17 protein-coding genes are annotated in these 19667 nt (G+C 38.3%); 16 read left to right on the forward strand and 1 reads right to left on the reverse strand.

The window, feature by feature from the left end:
• From H541_RS0103655 to holA, 16 genes are all read left to right on the forward strand, one after another.
• Positions 1 to 1209 (forward strand): 2-oxo acid dehydrogenase subunit E2 (locus H541_RS0103655; RefSeq protein WP_022795990.1); only part of this gene is annotated, 1209 nt, incomplete at its 5' end.
• A gap of 10 nt (positions 1210 to 1219) precedes the next feature.
• Positions 1220 to 2626, forward strand: coding sequence for a dihydrolipoyl dehydrogenase (gene lpdA, locus H541_RS0103660; RefSeq protein ID WP_022795991.1), 1407 nt, complete (start codon positions 1220 to 1222; stop codon positions 2624 to 2626).
• A 566-nt stretch (positions 2627 to 3192) separates the two neighbouring features.
• Positions 3193 to 4944 (forward strand): ABC transporter ATP-binding protein, encoded by a 1752-nt coding sequence (locus tag H541_RS0103670; RefSeq protein WP_022795992.1) that lies wholly within the window; start codon positions 3193 to 3195, stop codon positions 4942 to 4944.
• Entirely contained in the window at positions 4928 to 6676 is a 1749-nt protein-coding gene (locus tag H541_RS0103675; protein ID WP_022795993.1) for an ABC transporter ATP-binding protein, read from the forward strand. Before H541_RS0103670 ends, H541_RS0103675 begins: the two co-directional genes overlap by 17 nt.
• A 176-nt stretch (positions 6677 to 6852) precedes the next feature.
• Positions 6853 to 7125 carry a UPF0223 family protein gene (locus H541_RS0103680; RefSeq protein ID WP_026501594.1) on the forward strand — a complete coding sequence of 91 codons (273 nt, stop codon included), beginning with the start codon at positions 6853 to 6855 and terminating at the stop codon, positions 7123 to 7125.
• Positions 7126 to 7399: 274 nt separating this feature from the next.
• The gene (typA, locus tag H541_RS0103685) at positions 7400 to 9241 is read left to right on the forward strand and encodes a translational GTPase TypA (protein ID WP_022795995.1); all 1842 of its coding nucleotides are present in this window, start codon (positions 7400 to 7402) and stop codon (positions 9239 to 9241) included.
• A gap of 110 nt (positions 9242 to 9351) precedes the next feature.
• Positions 9352 to 9654, forward strand: coding sequence for a DUF1507 family protein (locus tag H541_RS0103690; protein WP_026501596.1), 303 nt, complete (start codon positions 9352 to 9354; stop codon positions 9652 to 9654).
• Positions 9629 to 10900: an FtsW/RodA/SpoVE family cell cycle protein gene (locus H541_RS0103695; protein WP_022795997.1), complete on the forward strand. Its 1272-nt coding sequence runs from the start codon at positions 9629 to 9631 to the stop codon at positions 10898 to 10900. Before H541_RS0103690 ends, H541_RS0103695 begins: the two co-directional genes overlap by 26 nt.
• A 1-nt stretch (position 10901) precedes the next feature.
• Positions 10902 to 11975, forward strand: coding sequence for a CAP-associated domain-containing protein (locus H541_RS0103700; protein WP_026501597.1), 1074 nt, complete (start codon positions 10902 to 10904; stop codon positions 11973 to 11975).
• Positions 11976 to 12033: 58 nt separating this feature from the next.
• Entirely contained in the window at positions 12034 to 12360 is a 327-nt protein-coding gene (locus H541_RS0103705) for a YlbG family protein (RefSeq protein ID WP_022795999.1), read from the forward strand.
• Between the two features lie 24 nt (positions 12361 to 12384).
• Complete coding sequence (gene rsmD / locus H541_RS0103710; protein ID WP_022796000.1) at positions 12385 to 12930, forward strand: 16S rRNA (guanine(966)-N(2))-methyltransferase RsmD; 546 nt, start codon at positions 12385 to 12387, stop codon at positions 12928 to 12930.
• A gap of 5 nt (positions 12931 to 12935) precedes the next feature.
• Positions 12936 to 13421, forward strand: a complete 486-nt coding sequence (gene coaD / locus H541_RS0103715) for a pantetheine-phosphate adenylyltransferase (RefSeq protein ID WP_033420761.1) — start codon at positions 12936 to 12938, stop codon at positions 13419 to 13421.
• 4 nt (positions 13422 to 13425) lie between these two features.
• Positions 13426 to 14460 carry a SepM family pheromone-processing serine protease gene (locus H541_RS0103720; protein WP_022796002.1) on the forward strand — a complete coding sequence of 345 codons (1035 nt, stop codon included), beginning with the start codon at positions 13426 to 13428 and terminating at the stop codon, positions 14458 to 14460.
• 194 nt (positions 14461 to 14654) lie between these two features.
• Positions 14655 to 15686 (forward strand): helix-hairpin-helix domain-containing protein, encoded by a 1032-nt coding sequence (locus H541_RS12755; RefSeq protein ID WP_022796003.1) that lies wholly within the window; start codon positions 14655 to 14657, stop codon positions 15684 to 15686.
• A 79-nt stretch (positions 15687 to 15765) separates the two neighbouring features.
• On the forward strand, positions 15766 to 18180 hold the full coding sequence (locus H541_RS0103730; protein WP_240470893.1) for a DNA internalization-related competence protein ComEC/Rec2: 2415 nt from the start codon (positions 15766 to 15768) through the stop codon (positions 18178 to 18180).
• A 59-nt stretch (positions 18181 to 18239) separates the two neighbouring features.
• Positions 18240 to 19271, forward strand: a complete 1032-nt coding sequence (gene holA / locus H541_RS0103735) for a DNA polymerase III subunit delta (protein WP_022796005.1) — start codon at positions 18240 to 18242, stop codon at positions 19269 to 19271.
• A gap of 73 nt (positions 19272 to 19344) precedes the next feature.
• On the opposite strand, the gene rpsT is transcribed toward holA, so the two are convergent.
• Positions 19345 to 19596, reverse strand: coding sequence for a 30S ribosomal protein S20 (gene rpsT / locus H541_RS0103740; RefSeq protein ID WP_022796006.1), 252 nt, complete (start codon positions 19594 to 19596; stop codon positions 19345 to 19347).
• Positions 19597 to 19667: the final 71 nt, after the last annotated feature.

Consider the following 19667-nt stretch of genomic DNA (forward strand, 5'->3'; position numbering starts at 1 on the left):
CTAGTTGAAGTTCAAAATGATAAATCAGTCGAAGAGATTCCTTCTCCAGTGACTGGTAAAGTGACTAAAGTAAATGTATCAGAAGGTACAGTTGCGAAAGTTGGTGACGTCATCGTTGAGATTGAAACAGATGAACCAGTTGCAGGGTCAGCTCCTGCGGAAGAACAAGGTGCTAGTCATCCTGCCGCAGTTGAGTCAGCAACTGATCCAGCAGCAGGCGTTTCATCAGACGCTAGCGTTGTTAAAACGAGTGATCCTAATAAACAAGTATTGGCATTGCCTTCAGTACGTCAATATGCGCGCGAACAAGATGTCGATATTTCTCTTGTGTCACCAACTGGTAAACATGGTCGTGTGACAAAAGAAGATATTGATCAATATAAATCTCAAGGTGGTTCTAAACCAGCTGAAGCTACTTCAGAAAAAGCTCCAGAAAGTAAGGCTGTATCTGCTTCAACTAGCGAAGCAAGTGAACCAGCTAAACCATTCAAGTCTGGATATTCAGATCAAGAACGTCGCGAAAAATTAACACCTATGCGTCGTGCAATTGCCAAAGCAATGGTTAGAAGCAAACACACAGCGCCACATGTTACTTTATTTGACCAAGTAGAAGTATCTAAGATGTGGGATCATCGTAAGAAGTTCAAACCAATTGCTGCTGAACAAGATGTCAAATTGACATTCTTACCTTATGTGGTTAAAGCATTGGTTGCTGTTGTTCGTAAATTCCCAGTACTAAATGCTTCTATTGATGACGCTTCTCAAGAAATTGTTTATAAAGACTACTACAATATCGGAATTGCAACGGATACTCCAAATGGCTTATTTGTGCCAAACATTAAACAAGCCGAATCAAAAGGTATGTTTGCAATTGCGAAAGAAATCGTTGAGTTGTCTACGAAAGCACATGAAGGTAAATTGACTAACCCTGAAATGAGTAATGGATCTATTACAATCTCAAATATTGGTTCTGCTCGTGGATCTTGGTTTACACCAGTTATCAATTATCCAGAAGTTGCTATTTTAGGTGTTGGTACAATTGCTACTGAACCAATTGTAAATGCTGATGGTGAAATTGTTGTTGGTCGTAACATGAAGTTATCTCTCAGTTTTGACCACCGTATTGTCGATGGTGCAACTGCTCAAAAAGCAATGAACGAATTGAAACGTTTATTGGCTGACCCAGAATTATTGTTGATGGAAGGATAAGGTGTTCTAAATGGTAGTAGGAGATTTCGCGATTGAATTAGATACAGTTGTCATTGGTTCAGGACCTGGAGGCTATGTAGCAGCTATTCGTGCTGCTGAAATGGGTCAAAAGGTAGCTGTGGTTGAACGTGGGGCCATTGGTGGTGTTTGCTTGAATGTGGGCTGTATTCCTTCTAAAGCATTGATCACTGCAGGTCATCGCTTCCACGAAGCACAATCGTCAGAAGTGTTTGGTGTGACTGCTAAAGATGTTGAAATCGACTTTAGCAAAACTCAAGAATGGAAAGATAAACAAGTTGTTGCTAAATTGACCGGCGGCGTTAAAATGTTGCTTAAGAAGCATAAAGTTGAAATTCTTGAGGGTGAAGCTTACTTTGTGGATGAACATACCCTACGTGTAATGCATCCTGATAGTGCTCAAACTTATACTTTCAACAATGCGATTATTGCAACAGGGAGTCGTCCAATCGAAATCAAAGGATTTAAGTTCGGTGGACGTGTGCTTGATTCAACGGGTGCCTTAAATCTGAAAGAGATTCCTAAACACCTGGTTGTAATCGGTGGCGGTTATATCGGATCTGAATTAGCTGGCGCTTATGCTAATATGGGATCTAAAGTCACTATTCTTGAAGGTTTGGACAGCATTTTGAGTAACTTTGATAAAGATATGGTCAAAATTGTTGTTGATAACTTTAAGAAAAAAGGTGTCGATATCCATACCAGTGCTATGGCTAAAGAAGCAAAAGAAACTGATAAGGGTGTTAGTGTCACTTATGAGGTTGATGGCAAGGCAGAAACCATCGATGCTGATTATGTTCTCGTAACTGTTGGTCGCCGTCCAAATACGGATGACATGGGGTTAGACACTCTTCACTTAGATATGACAGATCGTGGCTTGATTAAAGTAGACGAACAAGGTCGTACAAGTGTACCATCTATCTGGGCTATTGGAGATGTTGTTCCTGGTTTAGCTTTAGCACATAAAGCAAGCTATGAAGCAAAAATTGCTGCTGAAGCAATATCAGGGAAAAAGGTTGCTGTTGACTATCGTGCAATGCCAGCTGTATGTTTCACTGATCCTGAATTAGCTTCTGTTGGTTTAACTGAAAAAGAAGCTAAAGACAAGGGATTAGATGTCAAAGTTTCTAAGTTCCCATTGGCAGGAAATGGCCGTGCCTTATCCCTTAATCAAACAGAAGGGTTCGTAAGACTAGTAACCACTAAAGAGGACAATTCGATTGTTGGTGCTCAATTTGCAGGTGTCAATGCATGTGATGTCATCGCTGAACTTGGCCTAGCAGTTGAGTCTGGAATGAATGCCGAAGACTTGGCATTAACAATCCATGCACATCCATCATTAGCCGAAACGGTTATGGACGATGCTGAATTGGCACTTGGATTACCAATCCACGTTTAATTTAAAATGAGATGAATAGTCGCGTCAGTTATGTTAATCATGACTAGTGTTGAACCAACACACAACGACTAACAAGTAGAGGCTATAGCAAAGTTAACTTTGTTATAGTCTCTTTTGCTATCCAAATAATGAACAGATATCACAGGGTTTGCGAGGAAAAAACGCCAAAGTAATTGTTAGGAAAGACCTATGGAGTGTTTGTTAGGGAATAACGCTAGTCATTAAATCTTTTGAACAAGAATAATGATCAGAGATGTAGAAAGAAGTAGACATTAAAAATAATATATGAAATTAAATAAAGTTCTTGTTTATGATAGTGAAAATGGGTATACTTAATTTCGTAGTAAAAAAACAAATTTAGGGAGAAGGAGGGATTACGATGCAAATCAAATCAGTAAGTTTTACACAACACTTAGCAGTATTTAATTTAAAACGATTAATCCCTTTTTTACAATCCTTATAGCGCAGTTAGTGCCTATCTAGATAGATGGTATACTCTGTCCTTTTGGAAAAAAGGGCGGAGTTTTTTTGTGCATTTTTTTACAGAATGAGAGGTTACTGACCACATGCAATATATTATCAAGCAACTTGGAATTTATTTTAATGAACACAGGCTACGCTATTTAGTCGTTTTTATTTTCATCGTGATAGCTAGCGCAATGTATGTCGCGCCGATTTATATTCTAAGATTATTTATCGACGCAATCGTTCAATCAGAGTTTACTGCAGCAACATTGACGCGTTATGTACTTCTCTTTTTGGGTGCCATCGTTATAGGTTACATCTCAGAATTTATCTGGACTTATAATCTTTTTATTGGTTCATATGATCTTCAAAAACAATTAAGGGAACGGTTAATGGCACATTTCCTCAAAATGGGTGCTCCTTTTTATCATCATTTTCGAACAGGAGATTTAATGACTCGTTCGAGTGATGATGTTCAAGTAATGGGTATGACAGTAGGATACGGACTAATGGTATTTTTGAATACTAGTTTGTATCTGGGTTTTATTATCATTGCAATGGCAGGTACGGTATCGTTACTTTTAACGGTTATTGCTCTGATACCAATGCCATTTTTAGCCTATTACATTTTTAAGTGGGGATCAGAAGTTGATCGTGCTTTTACGGATGCTCAGAATGCTGTCTCTGAAATGAATAGTGAAGTTTTAGAGATTATCGATGGGGTTCGTGTTGTCCGTGCTTACGGATTAGAACAGGTTACTGCCAAACAGTTTAACCAAAGAACAACGGAAACGAAGCTTAAAAATGACCATGTGTCTGAGATCGATTCTAGATTTGCTCCTTTAATTACGATCGTCTTAGCAATCAGTTTTGTTTTTAGTTTTGGTGCAGGAGCTTTTCTGGTTGCTAACCAAACCATTACAGTAGGTGCAATGGTATCTTTTCAGGTCTATTTGACCATGGTCGTATGGCCAATGATCTCAGCTGGCGATCTCGTTAATGTGATGCAACAAGGATCGGCTTCCTGGCGGCGAATCAATGAGGTATTGCAAACGGGAGACCAACTAGAGCCCGATGGTAAGAAGAGCCTTGAGACCATAGACGATATAAAAATGGTAGATTATCATTTCAAATATCCTAATACTGACCGTTTAATTCTTGACGGTATCGATCTTTCTATCAAAAAAGGAGAGGTTATTGGTGTTGTTGGCAAAACAGGAAGTGGTAAAACAACACTTCTCAGACAGTTTGGACATCGATACCCTTATTCAAATGAAATACCTTTGATAAATGGAGAGAAAGCAACATCATATGAGGTTAGACAGGTTCGGACACAATTTGCAGAAGTACCTCAAGAACATACTCTTTTTTCGCGCTCAATCAAAGAAAATCTTCTTTTTGGTAAGGAAGACGCAACAGATGATGAGTTATGGCATGCTCTTGATCTTGCCAGTTTCAAGGAGGACGTTAAACGGATGCCGGATGGTCTGTTGACACTAGTCGGTGAGAAGGGTGTTTCCTTATCTGGTGGTCAAAAGCAACGCTTGTCACTCGCAAGGGCATTCTTACGAGATAGTGAGATTTTATTGCTAGATGATGCCTTATCAGCTGTTGATGCTAAGACAGAACAAGAAATCATTGCCAACTTAAAACAACGGACGGATGCTAGCATTTCGATTATCGTGACTCACAGGTTGTCGGCCATTACTGAAGCCGATCACATTATCGTTCTCAGTGATGGGAAAGTGACCCAGTCTGGAACACATCACGAATTGATTCAAGTCCCTGGATGGTATCAAGAACAATATCATCATCAACAACTAAAGGAGGACGATGATGTTCTCAACAATTAAGCAACTATTAGATTATATTAAATACTATAAAAAAGCATTTTTGCTTGGAGCCAGCTTACTACTTTTGGCTTCTATCCTTGAATTGTATTCACCCATGATTGCAAAGCAATTGATTGATAATGTGATGAGTCCGTCTGTATCTGACGGTAATTTAAACATCAGTTTGTTGATTCAATTATTAGCATTATATCTGTTTATTAATTTAGTCGGTTCATTGTTTCGGTATATCAGCCTATTAAATCTGCGAAAAATGTCAAATAGTATCATCAAGCAAATGCGTGATGAGTTATTCAACCATATGCACCAACTACCAGTATCTTATTTTGATGGTATACCAGCTGGTAAAGTTGTTGCACGAATCACTAATGATACTGAGGTTCTGAGATCTAATTTTTATGTTACCGTCATCAGCAACTTATTGAGTAACATTATGCAGATCATTGGGGCCTTTATCGCCATCTTTCTCCTGAATCATAAACTAGGGCTCGCAATGCTATTATTGATTCCTATTTTAGGAGTGTGGCAACACTTTTATACAAAGTACGCTTCTAAATATAACGTGGAGATGCGTGAGTATATTTCTCAAATTAGTGGACAACTCAATGAATTTGTTCAAGGTATGGCGATCATTCAAGCTTTTCAAAGAGAAGAGCAACTCTTAAACGAATTTAAGCTCACCGTAAAAAAATGGTTTGATGTTGGTCGCAAATCACTACTTCTTGACTCGTCAATTGCTTGGGGACTAGGAAATTTCCTGAGAAACGGGACAATACTGATTTTGATCACCATATTAGCGTCTTTATTTTTGAATCAACAACTCGCGATTTCGGCAGGTTTATTATATGCCTTCATCGACTATATTAATCGGTTATATGATCCAATCGAAGGTTTGGTACAAACGATTGCGAATGTACAACAATCATTAGCGGCCGGCACACGAATTTTTGAATTTGCAGACCAACCTGTCGAGAAACAACAAAAAGAACAACTGGTTGTTTCTGAGGGCAAAGTGTCGTTTGATCATGTCACATTTGGTTATGATCCAAAGCAAATCGTGTTAGAGGATATCAATTTTGAGGTACCAGCAGGTAAAACGTTAGCTCTCGTTGGTCATACGGGATCTGGAAAGTCGAGTATTTTAAATCTACTCTTTCGCTATTATGACCCTCAGTCGGGTCAAATCACGATAGATGATCAAGTTATTGAGTCTTTCGATCGTCATAGTATTAGGCGGTATATGGCAATTGTAATGCAAGATCCCTATCTCTTCACTGGCACAATAGCGAGTAATATTGGTCTGAACGATCCTTCTATTAGTAAAGAAAGAATTATTACAGCATTAAAGCAGGTCGGGGCAGGGTACTTACTTGACCGTTATAAAGATGGTATCGAGCATCCAATTGTTGAAAAGGGGAGCGAGCTTTCAAGTGGCGAGCGTCAGCTAATCAGTTTTGCTAGAGCATTAGTCTTTGATCCTAAAATTCTGATTTTAGATGAAGCTACTAGTCATGTTGATACTGAAACTGAATCCATTATTCAAAAAGCAATGGATGTGTTGCAAAAAGACCGGACGACTTTCATGATAGCTCACCGTTTGTCTACAATCCAAAAAGCCGATCAAATTTTAGTGTTGGATAAAGGAAAGATCATTGAACGTGGGACCCACCAAACTCTTTTAGACCAAATGGGAACGTATCACGAAATGTACCAAATGCAGTCTGAACAACTGTGATGTGCTCTAGTTATGCATGTATGCTAGTACGAACCAATAAAAATAAAGACAGAGCTATAAAAGTCAATATGAATCAGTAAGAGCCAATACCAACCAACATGACCTATCAAGAATAAGCAAAAATTGAGAATCGGAAATTGAAAACAGATTGATATAATCAGTCAGCTAAGGAAGTGATCAAAGTGAATTATTCTTATCCCTTGGACAGTGAATGGTCAACGGAAGAAATTGTAAAAGTAGTTGATTTTTTACAACTAGTGGAACAAAGCTATGAAGGAACAGTAGACACTAAAGAGTTTCTGAAGGGCTATAAAAAATTTAAAGAAGTTGTTCCTTCTATTGGCGAAGAAAAAAAGTTAGGTAAAGTTTTTGAAAAAGCAAGTGGCTATTCCCTCTATCAAGCAGTTAAAGCTGCTAAGACCAATCCTAAACGATTAAAATTAGGATAAATATGGAGTTAGTTTGACTTTGAGAATGCGTTTGAGAGTGTGTATGATAGACAGCCACAACTTTGGAAAAAACGGATTATGAAAAGGCAAATGTGAAAAAAAGATAAGAAACGTGTAAAAGCAACCAAAACATGGTATAATTTTGTTTATTACGTCGCTGTTTCGTGGTAAACTATTAAAGTGTGAAAAAAGGCCCACCTGGGTCTTTTTTTGAGAGCAAAATTTATTTAGTGAGATATAGCCAACAGGTAAACTTGCTATAGGGGGAACTATCGTGAAAAAACGCAATGATATTCGGAATGTCGCTATTATTGCCCATGTCGACCATGGTAAAACGACATTGGTAGATGAATTATTGAAACAATCAGATACATTAGATGCAAGAACGCAATTAGAAGAACGTGCAATGGACTCAAATGCTCTAGAACGAGAACGTGGTATCACGATTTTAGCTAAAAATACTGCCGTTAATTATCAAGGAACCAAAATCAATATCATGGACACTCCAGGCCATGCGGATTTTGGTGGTGAAGTAGAACGGATAATGAAAATGGTTGACGGTGTTGTCTTAGTTGTCGATGCTTATGAAGGAACGATGCCTCAAACACGGTTCGTTTTGAAAAAAGCCTTAGAACAACATTTGACACCTATTGTAGTTGTCAACAAGATTGACCGAGATGCAGCTCGTCCTGCGGAAGTCGTGGATGAAGTGTTAGACCTCTTTATCGAACTAGGTGCTAATGAAGACCAACTTGATTTTCCAGTTATTTATGCATCCGCATTAAACGGGACATCAAGCTTATCGGATGATCCAAAAGATCAAGAAAAAACGATGGCGCCTATATTTGATACGATCATCAACACAATTCCAGCGCCTGTTGATAATTCAGATGAACCATTACAGTTCCAAGTAGCTTTACTAGACTATAACGATTATGTTGGTCGTATAGGGATAGGACGTGTATTCCGTGGAACAATCAAAGTTGGGGATCAAGTTAGTTTGATTAAACTAGATGGTTCGATCAAGAACTTCCGAGTGACAAAATTGTTCGGTTTCTTTGGATTGAAACGCAAAGAAATCGATTCAGCCAAAGCTGGAGACTTAATCGCTGTTTCTGGTATGGAAGACATTTTTGTTGGGGAAACGATCACACCGGTTGACCATCAAGATCCATTGCCATTGTTACATATTGATGAGCCAACACTACAAATGACCTTCTTGACCAATAATTCACCATTTGCTGGTCGCGAAGGAAAATTTGTAACATCTCGTAAACTTGAAGAACGGTTGATGAGAGAATTACATACAGATGTTTCTTTACGCGTTACCCCAACTGAATCTCCGGATGCTTGGATTGTTTCTGGACGTGGCGAACTCCATTTGTCCATTTTGATTGAAACAATCCGTCGTGAAGGTTTTGAATTACAAGTTTCAAGACCAGAAGTTATCGAAAAGATAGTGGATGGCAAACGATGTGAACCATTTGAGAGCGTCCAAATTGATACCCCAGAAGAATATACTGGTAGTATTATTGAATCGTTGAGTCTTAGAAAAGGTGAAATGGAAGATATGACACATACTGGTGCTGGCCAAGTTAGAATGCAATTCTTGGTTCCAGCTCGTGGCTTGATTGGTTATAGTACTGAATTCTTATCTATGACTCGGGGTTACGGTATCATGAACCATACCTTTGACCGTTATCTGCCTACTGTAACAGGCTTTGTTGGTGGACGTCGTAATGGGGCGTTAGTTGCAACTGAGACTGGCAAAACGACGACATACGGTATTATGGGAATTGAAGATCGTGGAACAATTTTTATCGAACCTGGAGTAGATATCTATGAGGGAATGATCGTTGGTGAAAACTCTCGCGAAAATGACATTGCAGTCAACATAACGAGAGCTAAACAACAAACTAACGTCCGGTCAGCAACCAAAGACCAAACAAGTGTCATTAAAACACCTCGTCACTTGTCTCTAGAGGAGTCTCTTGAGTTTTTGGGTGACGATGAGTATTGTGAAATTACGCCATTGAATATTCGGTTACGCAAGCAAATCCTTAATAAGGGTGAGCGTGAAAAAGCGGCTAAACGTAAGAAAAAAATAGATCAATAATCTTTAATTAAAAGTAACTATAGAGTAGGCAACTGAGGTTGTCTACTTTTTTTATAATACCCATTTTTGTGCTATAATATAGCGAAAGCTTGACCAAGGGAGGTTGCAAGATGAATGATAGTAAGACGGTAGGCGTTTTGAAAAAAAACGCTGACAACATTTATCAACTTATTCTGCGGCAGAAAGAGCATCTCTGCTTAGCTCAATGCCCGGCATTTGAAGAAGTGATCGATACTCAACTCTTCGGTCTATCAAAACAACTGGATTTTGCAGTGCAAATTGGAAAAATAGATGAGGATAAGAGTCATGAGATACTGAATCATTTAGAAAAAGCATTGAATGAAGTCTACCAAGAAAGTCATGAAATCATAAAAAAGGAAAAATTAAATGAAACAACCAAAACAACTGATTAAATTAGGATTTATGAAACGCTTTACAAATTTAGACCGGTTGATTTTGATTCCCTATATCGTATTAGTATTGATTGGTTTCCTAGCAGTTTATAGTGCTGCTGGCACAACAACGGTCACTCCGATTGGTGAGCAGTCAAATGTTTTAGTCAAACAACTAGCATTCATTGCGTTTAGCTTTATCAGTTTGGTCGTTTCCTATTTTGTATTGGATAAGTATGGAAATAGCTACTATTTTCTAACGATTTCCATGGGTATCTTATTATTACTCGAGATCATGGTACGATTGTTTGGTGACGAGGCACTTGGTGCAAAAAGCCGTTTGACGGTAGGCCCGATTCAAATCCAGCCTTCTGAATTTGTTAAGGTATTTCTGATCTGGTGGTTTGGAGTTCTGTTAGCCGATTTAATCAAAAATAAAAGGGTAATCACTCAATTCGTCAGACCATTTACCAAAAGAAAGCTCCCACCATATTTTGATGCCATGATTTTGTATGGCTTGCCTGGGATATTACTATTGCTGATATTCATGGAACCAGATGTTGGTACAGCCTTAGTGATCATGATGACAATCTGGATTGTTTTATTGGTTGCGGGTAGAATCCCACATGGTTTATTGATTAGCGTCGCCGGGTTAGTCCTACTATTTATTCTATTTAACTATTTTCCAATTGATTTACTGGGATTTCTTCCAAGTCATATTGTATCCCGAATTGTCGCCTATCGAGATGCCTTCGATGCAGCTAGCAATGAAGGATTCCAGATCGTCAGAGGCTATATGGCTGTTGCCCAAGGTGGTATTTTTGGGCAAGGCCCAGGTGCTAGTCAATTTAAAGCAGGTTATTTACCAGAAGCAACCACAGACTTCATCATTGCCATCATTGCTGAAGAATATGGCTTGATAGGTGTTTTGTTGTTATTTTTAACATTGACTATTTTAATCACTCGAATATTTATTAGAGCATTGAAAGCCACCCTAACAAGTACTAAATATATATTGACTGGTGTTGGTGGCATGCTATTAGTACAGTCCTTTATTAATTTAGGTGGACTAATAGGATTAATACCATTGACGGGTGTTACTTTACCGTTTATTAGTTATGGCGGTTCTAGTTTGATGGCATCTAGTATTGCGATTGGCATGGCCTTTACGGCTTTGGATAATGAAGATAAGCAATTAGGATTAGCAAATGTCTCTGAAAAACAACGAACGTTTACACGTTCTCTCATCATGAAGGATGGAAAATAAAGTGAAACGATTTAGCTTACAAACACTTATTGGTATAGTGATATGGGTGATCGTTATCTACTATTTACCAGTTCAGTTCGGAGATGTCCCGGAGTCCATACCGACTGATGAGGTAGAGACTGAAGTACCGTTGTCAACAACAGAGGCAAATACTATTCCTGCGATTGGATTAGAACGTTACGTTGGTCAATCGTTCAAGACCTTCAAAGACCAATTTGGAGAGCCAACTACTGAATATGACATTGGAAACGACGAGAAACTCTATCAGTTTGGAAATGACGCGACGGATTATATGCAAGTGACTGTTGACGATAATGTCGTCAGAAGTTTAATTAATTTGGGAAGTCAAAACTCCTCCGGCTTTTTTACGATGGATATGACAATCGATAATTTACGGGATGAAGTTGATCCTATGGCGAAAATTGAAATTCCTTTTGCGTTCTCAGAAGACGAGCAAACGGATGACACCTTATCATTTACATTGACAGATCATCAATTACTGACAATCCCAATCATTTCATTTGATAATGAAACCTATGCCATATTATGGTTCAATCCAATTAACCAGAAAGAGGAAGGTATGTTTTTTGTTGATGCTTGGACCTTGTCACAATTGACGATTTACGAACGCAATCAAGCCTACTTGCCCCAAAACACTGAGCAACCAATAGCGGTTAATAATCCTATTTTTGCTCAAATTTGGCTGGCAATGGTTAATATTATTCGTGAAAGTCATGACTTGAATCCTCTGTCTGAGAGTTTGCCTTTAGACGAATTGGCAGGCCAAATCATCAACCAAGGGGAAGAGACTTATATGCCTTCGGTCTTACTGTCTGAACAAATGATCAGGTCCTACGTCAGTGAACAAATCACTGGTAATCAGTGGCAATATATTTATAATCATCAAATAGCCAACCATGGGGAGTTATTGTCCTATGTCTTTGAGGAACCTAAGCTGATGAAGACCATACTTGATCCATCACTGACTGAAGTTGGCATCTATTATGATGGGCAACAATTCTTTTCTTTCTTTGACCAAGGCTCAGCTAGTGAGGAGCTTTCGGTAAAAGAGTAGCACTGATTATAAAGTGCTAATAGCAAATTTAGTCTTAAGCAAGCTAGGAGGAAGCTAAATGACATTCTCTGTTGCAGAACGTGTTGAATTGATCGTTCATTTATATAGTACAAAAAAAGTAAATACATTAAAGCGCTACGGCATTGTATACTATGTCTCATCAAAAATGAAGTATGCCATATTGTATAATGATGCTAACAAAGCAAAGCGTGTTAAAAATCAATTGGAAAAATTACACTTTGTGAGATCTGTGGAAATTAGTCCCATAGCCAAATTAAGTACTGATTTTTCAGAAGTATTAGAAAACCTCAGAAATGAAACTGAAGACTCACCAGATAATCAATGGCGATTTTTCCGTCATGCCTCCACATTTATGGAGGAATAAGAGTAAGGAGTTTTAGCCAAAAAGATGCGAATTATTTCAGGTAAATTTAAGGGCAGACGCTTAAAAACAATGAAAGACCAGACAACACGCCCGACTTCGGATAAGGTCAAAGAGGCTTTTTTTCAGATGACTGGTCCTTATTACGAGGGTGGTTCTTTTCTCGACTGCTATGCTGGTAGCGGAGCAATGGCTTTAGAGGCCCTTTCAAGGGGGATGACCCATGCGGTAGCCATTGAGAAAAATAACAAAGCCTATCAGATTGTGTCTGAAAATACTGCCATGTTACAAGCGACTGATTTGATGACAAGTTATAATGATGATTTTCATCACCGTGTTAGAGAATTGAAAGAACGGTTTAAATTAGTCTATTGTGATCCTCCTTATCGATTGACGAATATAGAAGAGGACTTAGTCTTGCTGAAACGTAGTGATGTGCTAGTAGATGGGGCAATAGTATGTTATGAAACCAGTAGAGAGTTTGCGATTCCTACTGAAATACCGGGTTTTTCTTTTATAAAGGAAAAGCAATATCCTAATACGACATTAACGTTTTATCGATTCGAGGAGTGATACTTATGACAAAAGGACTACTAGTTGGTACTTTTGATCCCATTACCAATGGACATGTTTCTATTGTGACACAGTCCTTAGGTCTGTTAGATCACGTCGTTGTTGCCGTGTCCCAAAACCAGAGCAAAAAAATGCTTTTTCCATTTGACACACGACTTGCACTAGTTAAAGCTGCCTTTAACGACATTGAAGGTGTTACAGTCATTGGATTTGACAATGACTTGACTGTCAATGTGGCCAATGAGTTAAAAGTAGATTGTTTGATCAGGGGAATCAGAAATGGAACTGATCTAGAATATGAAGAAAGTATTGCAGAGATGAACCGGAGACTAGCTCCAAATCTTGAAACAGTCTATTTTTTACCGCATGCGTCAGAGAAGTTTATTAGTTCAACAATTGTACGTGAAGTTGCGAAGTTTAAGGGTGATGTTTCCCAATTAGTGCCAAATGAGGTTACTGAAGCACTAAAACAAATTTATCAGAACGAGTGATTCCATGAAAAAAATCTTTAGAATTCTTTTGCTTGCCTTAATAGCTGTCGCGATAGTATTTCTGCCCTTACCGTATTTTATTGAACGACCAGGGAATGCTTCCCCAGTTGGGGACTTTATAACGGTTTCGGATTACGATAAATCTCCGAATGATTTTCGGATGACGACTGTCAACTTTGTTAGGGCAACACCTCTTTTAGCACTGTCAGCCTTAGCACCCCATAATGAAATTGTCCACGAGAGTGTTGTTTATCCTGAAGGTGACGAAAAAGTAACTGATAGACTAAATGAACTGGATATGATCAATGCATTTGAATCTTCCAAAAAAGTCGCCCTTGAAGCTGCACATCTTCCCTTTAATATCCACTTTGAAGGAATTGAAGTTCTAAGAGTGTTAGAGGAATCCCAGTTTAAAGATCAACTGCAATTTAGTGATCTTATCACAAAGGTGAATGGACAGAGTTTTCCAGATACAATCAGTATGCAAAATGCTATTAAACAGATACCGCAAGACAAGGATATCACGTTGACTATTCAGCGAAAGGATGAGACGGCAGAAGTAACTGGAAAGCCTGTAACCTTGAAACAAAGTGGTGAGACAGGAATTGGAATCATATTAGCGCCAAGACAATCGATTACTAGCCCTGTCGCTATTGATTTTGATAGTCAAAGTGTTGGTGGACCTTCTGCTGGACTGATGTTCTCATTGTATTTATACGATACATTGACAGAAGATAAGGTCCAATTACCATTGATTGCTGGAACAGGGACTATCAATTTTGATGGAACTGTAGGCCGTATAGGTGGTATCGATAAGAAAATTATTGCCGCTGATAAAGCGAAAGCACAGTATTTTTTTGCGCCAGACGATGAGATCACTGATGCTATGAAAAAAGCTAATCCAGGAATCAAAACGAATTATGAAGAGGCTGTGGCAACAAGAGATGAGATTGACTCAGATATGGTGGTCGTCCCAGTTAAAACCTTCCAAGATGCTGTGTCATATTTGAATGAGTTAAAGGCTGAGACTACCAACTAATAACAACTCTATAAGACTGATTTACCACTAATAATCGAGAGCTGTGACGCAATTGAATTGTGTTTCAGCTTTTTTGTGTTCATTTGTTAAGTAGACGGCCTGTTTATGACCCTACTCAGGGTGGCTTTTCGATCGGGTGATCAATAAAGTAACTTTAGTTGCTTAGTGCGTCCTTTAAGACAGAGGTGATGAGGATGAACTTGATCAAGTATATCGCTATTCAAACAGGTTCGTGGGGCGATTATATGAGTGATCTTATAAAAAAGTTTCAACTTTTAGGAAAAGGAAAGCGACCTGCCACAAAATATTCTAGCGGGTTAGACATGAAACTGGAAGAAAGCTCTAACTCAATAGTTAGGAGGAGAAATGGCAGAATTGTGATGTTACTGTCTATAATCTTCACCGTTATCGGCACAAGCCTCTTACTTGCTACAGTGGTGAGTCATAAGCGTGAAGTGGACAGCAATAGAATCAGTGCCCTTAGCGATTCGATTTCAATGCCTGTTGGCAGCGAGCAAGAGGGAATACAAGTGTCAGGGCTTGAGAAAAGTGCTGCATTGACTACAGAAGAGTCTATAGAAAATGATGGTAGTGCAGATGACCAAGACCCAAAAGAGAGCAATGATCTGAAAATTAGCCAAAGCAATCAAACTAAAGGAAAGAGAGAGCAAGAAGAGGATGAAGCCACTAAAGAAGAGCATCTAATTGTTGTGGACATCAAAGGGGCCGTCAAGAAACCAGGTATCTATGAAGTGACTGATGGGCAACGGGTTTATGACTTGTTAAGGCTTGCTGAGGGTGTGACCAGTGATGGTGATACGACTGCAGTCAATTTAGCCCAACTGCTGATTGATGAATGTATTGTTTATATTCCAACCTACGACGAAGTTATAGAACACAAAGAAGAGACAGATGGCGCAGAACAACTCTATGCACACTTGCCATTTGGTGTAAGCGATGGCGTCAATGCTATTGCGACAGAAAATGCTGCTGATACCACTAAGGATGCAGTTGAAACGGATAGTTTGCCTCCATTGATCAATTTAAATAGTGCGACTCCAATAGAATTGGAAACTATTCCTGGTATTGGTCCTAAGAAAGCCCTAGATATAATCACACATCGTGAAGAGGTCGGAGGATTCAAGTACATAGAGGAGTTGATGGATGTACCTGGAATTGGTGAAAAAATATTTGAAAAGCTTGAGGCTTATATCACAGTCGACTAGTGGTGAATGGGTCCTTATATTTGGAACCCAGATTGCCATAATGAGTTGCTTATTCTCGAAACATTGGATCAGTTTTTTGGTGTTATTACTACTTTTGGCTAGACTGATGTGTTACCGGTCACTTTTGTTGGTCGTTAAAGTGGGTCTTGCAGTTGGCATCTGTGTTGTAATGATGATGATCAATAGGGGGGAGCTGACTGATTTCTCTACTAAAATCGAACAGTCCCAACAAAACGGGCAGGAGAGTTCATTGATAGTCACAATAGATCCAATTGATCTGAAAACTGATGGTGACTATTGGACAGCAATTGGATCGCTAGTTGATATAACGGATTTTGTGGAGGGAAGACAAAGTTCAGCATCAAAGCGTCAGAACTTTTCTGGCTCAAGAGTAAAACTGTCTGATAATCATGCTTGGACGGGTCCGAAAAACCAAGTGGTGAGACTAAAAGTGACGGGTAATTGGCAAGACTTTGAGACGAAAACTAACTTTGCTGGATTTGATGCCAAGTCCTATTATTATAGTAAAAAAATGACACATGTGTTCAAAATATCGGATGTCAGTCATATAGAAGTGGTTCAACAGTCTGAGGATTGGACTGTTAGTCTTCAAAATATGAGACTTTCTTTTTTCTCTCATCTTGAAAAGATACCCTTTGACAGAAGTTTGCAACTCATGATGTCATTATTGTTTGGTCAACAACAAACTATTGATAGCTCTCTTAAACAGACGATAACAGGGTTAGGGTTACTGGCTTTTTTTGCCTTATCAGGAGAACATTTGACTATCCTCTCTCATTTTTTGAGAAAGCTTGCCTATCGTTTGAATATTAGTCGAGAAACTACCGCTAGTTTGATTTTTTTGATATTACTTTGCTATTGTTATCTTGCAAACTGGCCAGTTAGTATCGTTAGAGCTTTCCTAGCTTATAGCTTAAAAGCTAGTCGATTGATGACTGATAGTATAGATGGGTTGGGATGTAGTGGTGTCGTGATCGTCTGTGTTAACCCTTATGTTGTACTTGATGTTAGCTTTCAATTAAGTTTTGCGTTAGCTACAACCACTTTTATTTTAGCCAAAGTACTGGCGGGCAATCGATTGAGGACTATAGTCACTAGGAACCTACTAATGATGCTTGTCGCTACGATGATTTTGAGCTATTATTTTTTTGAGGTGAATTTACTAGCAAATCTCTGGAGCTATTTGATGGCTAGTTTTTTTGCGTTTATCTTAGTTCCCTATTTTTTACTTTTGATGGGTTATGGTTTGAGGCCAATAATTCTGGAGTCAGAGTCTCTAATAGGTCTTATGTTCAAGGGATATGATTTAGTGTTAACGGTAGTGGGTACTATAATGGAGCTGATTTTAAACCAGCTATTTCTTTTACTTGAAGTTTTAAATGAGTGGCGATTTGCAAAAATAGTGGTTGGTAGGCTTCCGGCAGTGGTTCAGATGATTGCTATAATAGCTTTATTAGTTTTTCTAAAAATAGTTATCAAGTCAACTCAATTAAACGAAAAAGGTATTCAAAAAAGGACGATAGGTCCCCATACTATAAAGGGTATACATAACCTGGTGGTCACTAGGATCACTAAGTATAGAATTGTGCTAGTCATTATGCTGATGATTATAGGCGCTTGTCTCAGTTATAACTGGTGGAATGCTAAAGCTTCCGTGGTCATGATCGATGTCTCTCAAGGAGATTCTTTATTGATGTTTGACAGGCGGAAACGATGGGTAACTTTGATTGACACTGGTGGTAAATATAATTTTTTTGATAAAACTGTAGATGAGCAATTTCCCTATTACTCAGTAGTGCCTGCTATAAAATCTGAAGGGATACAAAGAATTGATCAACTCATTTTGACACATTGGGACCTTGATCATGTTGGTAACGCTAAAACTATTTTGAAAGAGTTTCGAGTCAAGGAGTTATTATATGTTCCCACAACTAAAAGTGGTGACGAGAAGAGCAATCAATTAGCACGAGAAATATTAGAGACTGCAAATCGCTATCATACAAGAGTTAAGTCAGTTCAAATCGGAAACAGTTATGAAGGAAATGCACTTCACTATTCGATCATTGGTCCACTTAGAGAGTATGATTCTAAAAATGAATCTTCCATCATTGTCTATGCAAAATTTGCTCAGATGAGCTGGTTAATGATGGGTGATGCTGAGGAGAAAGCTGAAAAAAGTATTATGACAACTTATCCCAATTTACCAGTTGATGTCTTAAAAGTCGGTCATCACGGCAGTAAGTCTTCGACACAAGAAGCTTTTGCAAACTGGGCTTCCCCAAAAATAAGCTTGATATCAGTTGAAAAAAATAATCGATATGGTCATCCAAACAAAGAAGTGCTAGAACGATTATTGAGAATCAGCGAACTTGTTTTAAAAACTTCTGAGGATGGTGCTGTCCGTGTGGATACCTACCCTAATCAGCAATCTGTCTTAGAAGTAGTCAAGGAGAAGTCTAACGCAAATGATTAGAATATATCTTTTACTAGGAGTCCGTGCTAGAATAAAAAAGACAGTAAAGGGTGGGTTGAATGAACTATCAAGAAGCATTAATGACTATAAAAAACGGTGATGTAAAATCGGTTTATCTTTTATATGGTACGGAAAGGTATTTTGTTGAAGATTTGACCAAGAGATTCCAAAATGAAGTGGTGAATAAAGACGATCAATCGCTAAATGTTGTTACTTTAGATATGACGCAACAATCAGTCCAAACGGCTGTAAAAGAAGCAGAGACATTACCGTTTTTTGGCGATAAAAAAGTGGTTATTGCACTTAACTGTTCTTTTTTAACGGGGCAACAAGCTAAATCATCTATTGAACACGATGTGTCTTATTTGGAGAACTATTTAAAAAATCCACTGGTGGATACAACTTTAGTTTTAGTCGCTCCTTATGAAAAGTTAGATCAACGGAAAAAAATAGTGAAGTCCCTCCGAAAAAACGCAATAGTAATTGATTGCCACCCTCTAGATGAAAAAACGTTAAGAGACTATGTGATTCGTTCGGCGGATAATGCAACACTTAAATTTACTAAAGAAAGTTTGAATTTGTTTGTCGAAAGAACGGACTTCTCTTTGGATAAGGCTATCAATGAATTAGATAAATTAAACTTGGCAACAGATGATTCTGGAAAGATTACGACACAGATGGTTTTAGAATTAGTACCAAAAACGACAGAAGAAAGTGTCTTTGATTTAGTTAATCAATTGTTGGCTAGAAAATTAGTTGATTGTCTTGAAACTTATCAAGAGTTACTGAGTCAAAAAGAAGAACCAATCAGAATATTAGCTCTTTTGATGAGTCAATTTAGATTATTACTGCAAGTGAGTTATCTCCAACGATCTGGTTACCAAACACCTGATCTATTAAAAGCATTGAAGGTTCACCAATATCGCTTAAAGCTAGCTCAACAATCGGTGAGACGCTATAGTACAAGACTATTAGAAGAAGTGGTCGTCATGTTGAATCAGTTGGATTACGATATTAAAACTGGCAGGGTCAAACCAGAAATTGCCCTTGAATTAATGCTAATCCGGTTTTGTAGAGATAAAGCTAGTTAACTATGAAAAACGCTATTTTACAGCTGTTGTTAAGGGCAAAAAAAAATAGCACTCAGTGCTATTTTTTGGCTTATTATTTAAGTTTTGAAGCTAAACGTGCTTTATCACGGTTGGCTTTATTTTTATGAATAAGCCCCTTACTAGCTGCGCTGTCGATAGCCTTTTGAGCTTCTTTCAATAATTCAACAGTATTTTCTTCGCCGTTAGCAACTGCAGTTTCGAAACGTTTTACTGAATTACGTAATGCAGATTTTTGAGCGTTATTTCTTAAGTTAGACTTTCCATTAGTTTTAACTCGTTTAATAGCTGATGCAATGTTAGGCATGGGAGCACCTCACTTTCCTTGTCTATATTACTCTCACAGAGAATTCGAACGTTTCTTATTATATCCGAGAT

This window comes from Bavariicoccus seileri WCC 4188 (genome assembly GCF_000421665.1).
Lineage (GTDB): Bacteria > Bacillota > Bacilli > Lactobacillales > Aerococcaceae > Bavariicoccus > Bavariicoccus seileri.

Bases quoted from the DNA above. Each gene is read 5' to 3' on its own strand.
- lpdA (WP_022795991.1), top strand. From the start codon at position 1,220: ATGGTAGTAGGAGATTTCGCGATTGAATTAGATACAGTTGTCATTGGT.
- H541_RS0103670 (WP_022795992.1), top strand. From the start codon at position 3,193: ATGCAATATATTATCAAGCAACTTGGAATTTATTTTAATGAACACAGG.
- H541_RS0103675 (WP_022795993.1), top strand. From the start codon at position 4,928: ATGTTCTCAACAATTAAGCAACTATTAGATTATATTAAATACTATAAA.
- H541_RS0103690 (WP_026501596.1), top strand. From the start codon at position 9,352: ATGAATGATAGTAAGACGGTAGGCGTTTTGAAAAAAAACGCTGACAAC.
- H541_RS0103695 (WP_022795997.1), top strand. From the start codon at position 9,629: ATGAAACAACCAAAACAACTGATTAAATTAGGATTTATGAAACGCTTT.
- H541_RS0103705 (WP_022795999.1), top strand. From the start codon at position 12,034: ATGACATTCTCTGTTGCAGAACGTGTTGAATTGATCGTTCATTTATAT.
- rsmD (WP_022796000.1), top strand. From the start codon at position 12,385: ATGCGAATTATTTCAGGTAAATTTAAGGGCAGACGCTTAAAAACAATG.
- coaD (WP_033420761.1), top strand. From the start codon at position 12,936: ATGACAAAAGGACTACTAGTTGGTACTTTTGATCCCATTACCAATGGA.
- H541_RS0103720 (WP_022796002.1), top strand. From the start codon at position 13,426: ATGAAAAAAATCTTTAGAATTCTTTTGCTTGCCTTAATAGCTGTCGCG.
- H541_RS12755 (WP_022796003.1), top strand. From the start codon at position 14,655: ATGAACTTGATCAAGTATATCGCTATTCAAACAGGTTCGTGGGGCGAT.
- holA (WP_022796005.1), top strand. From the start codon at position 18,240: ATGAACTATCAAGAAGCATTAATGACTATAAAAAACGGTGATGTAAAA.
- rpsT (WP_022796006.1), bottom strand. From the start codon at position 19,596: ATGCCTAACATTGCATCAGCTATTAAACGAGTTAAAACTAATGGAAAG.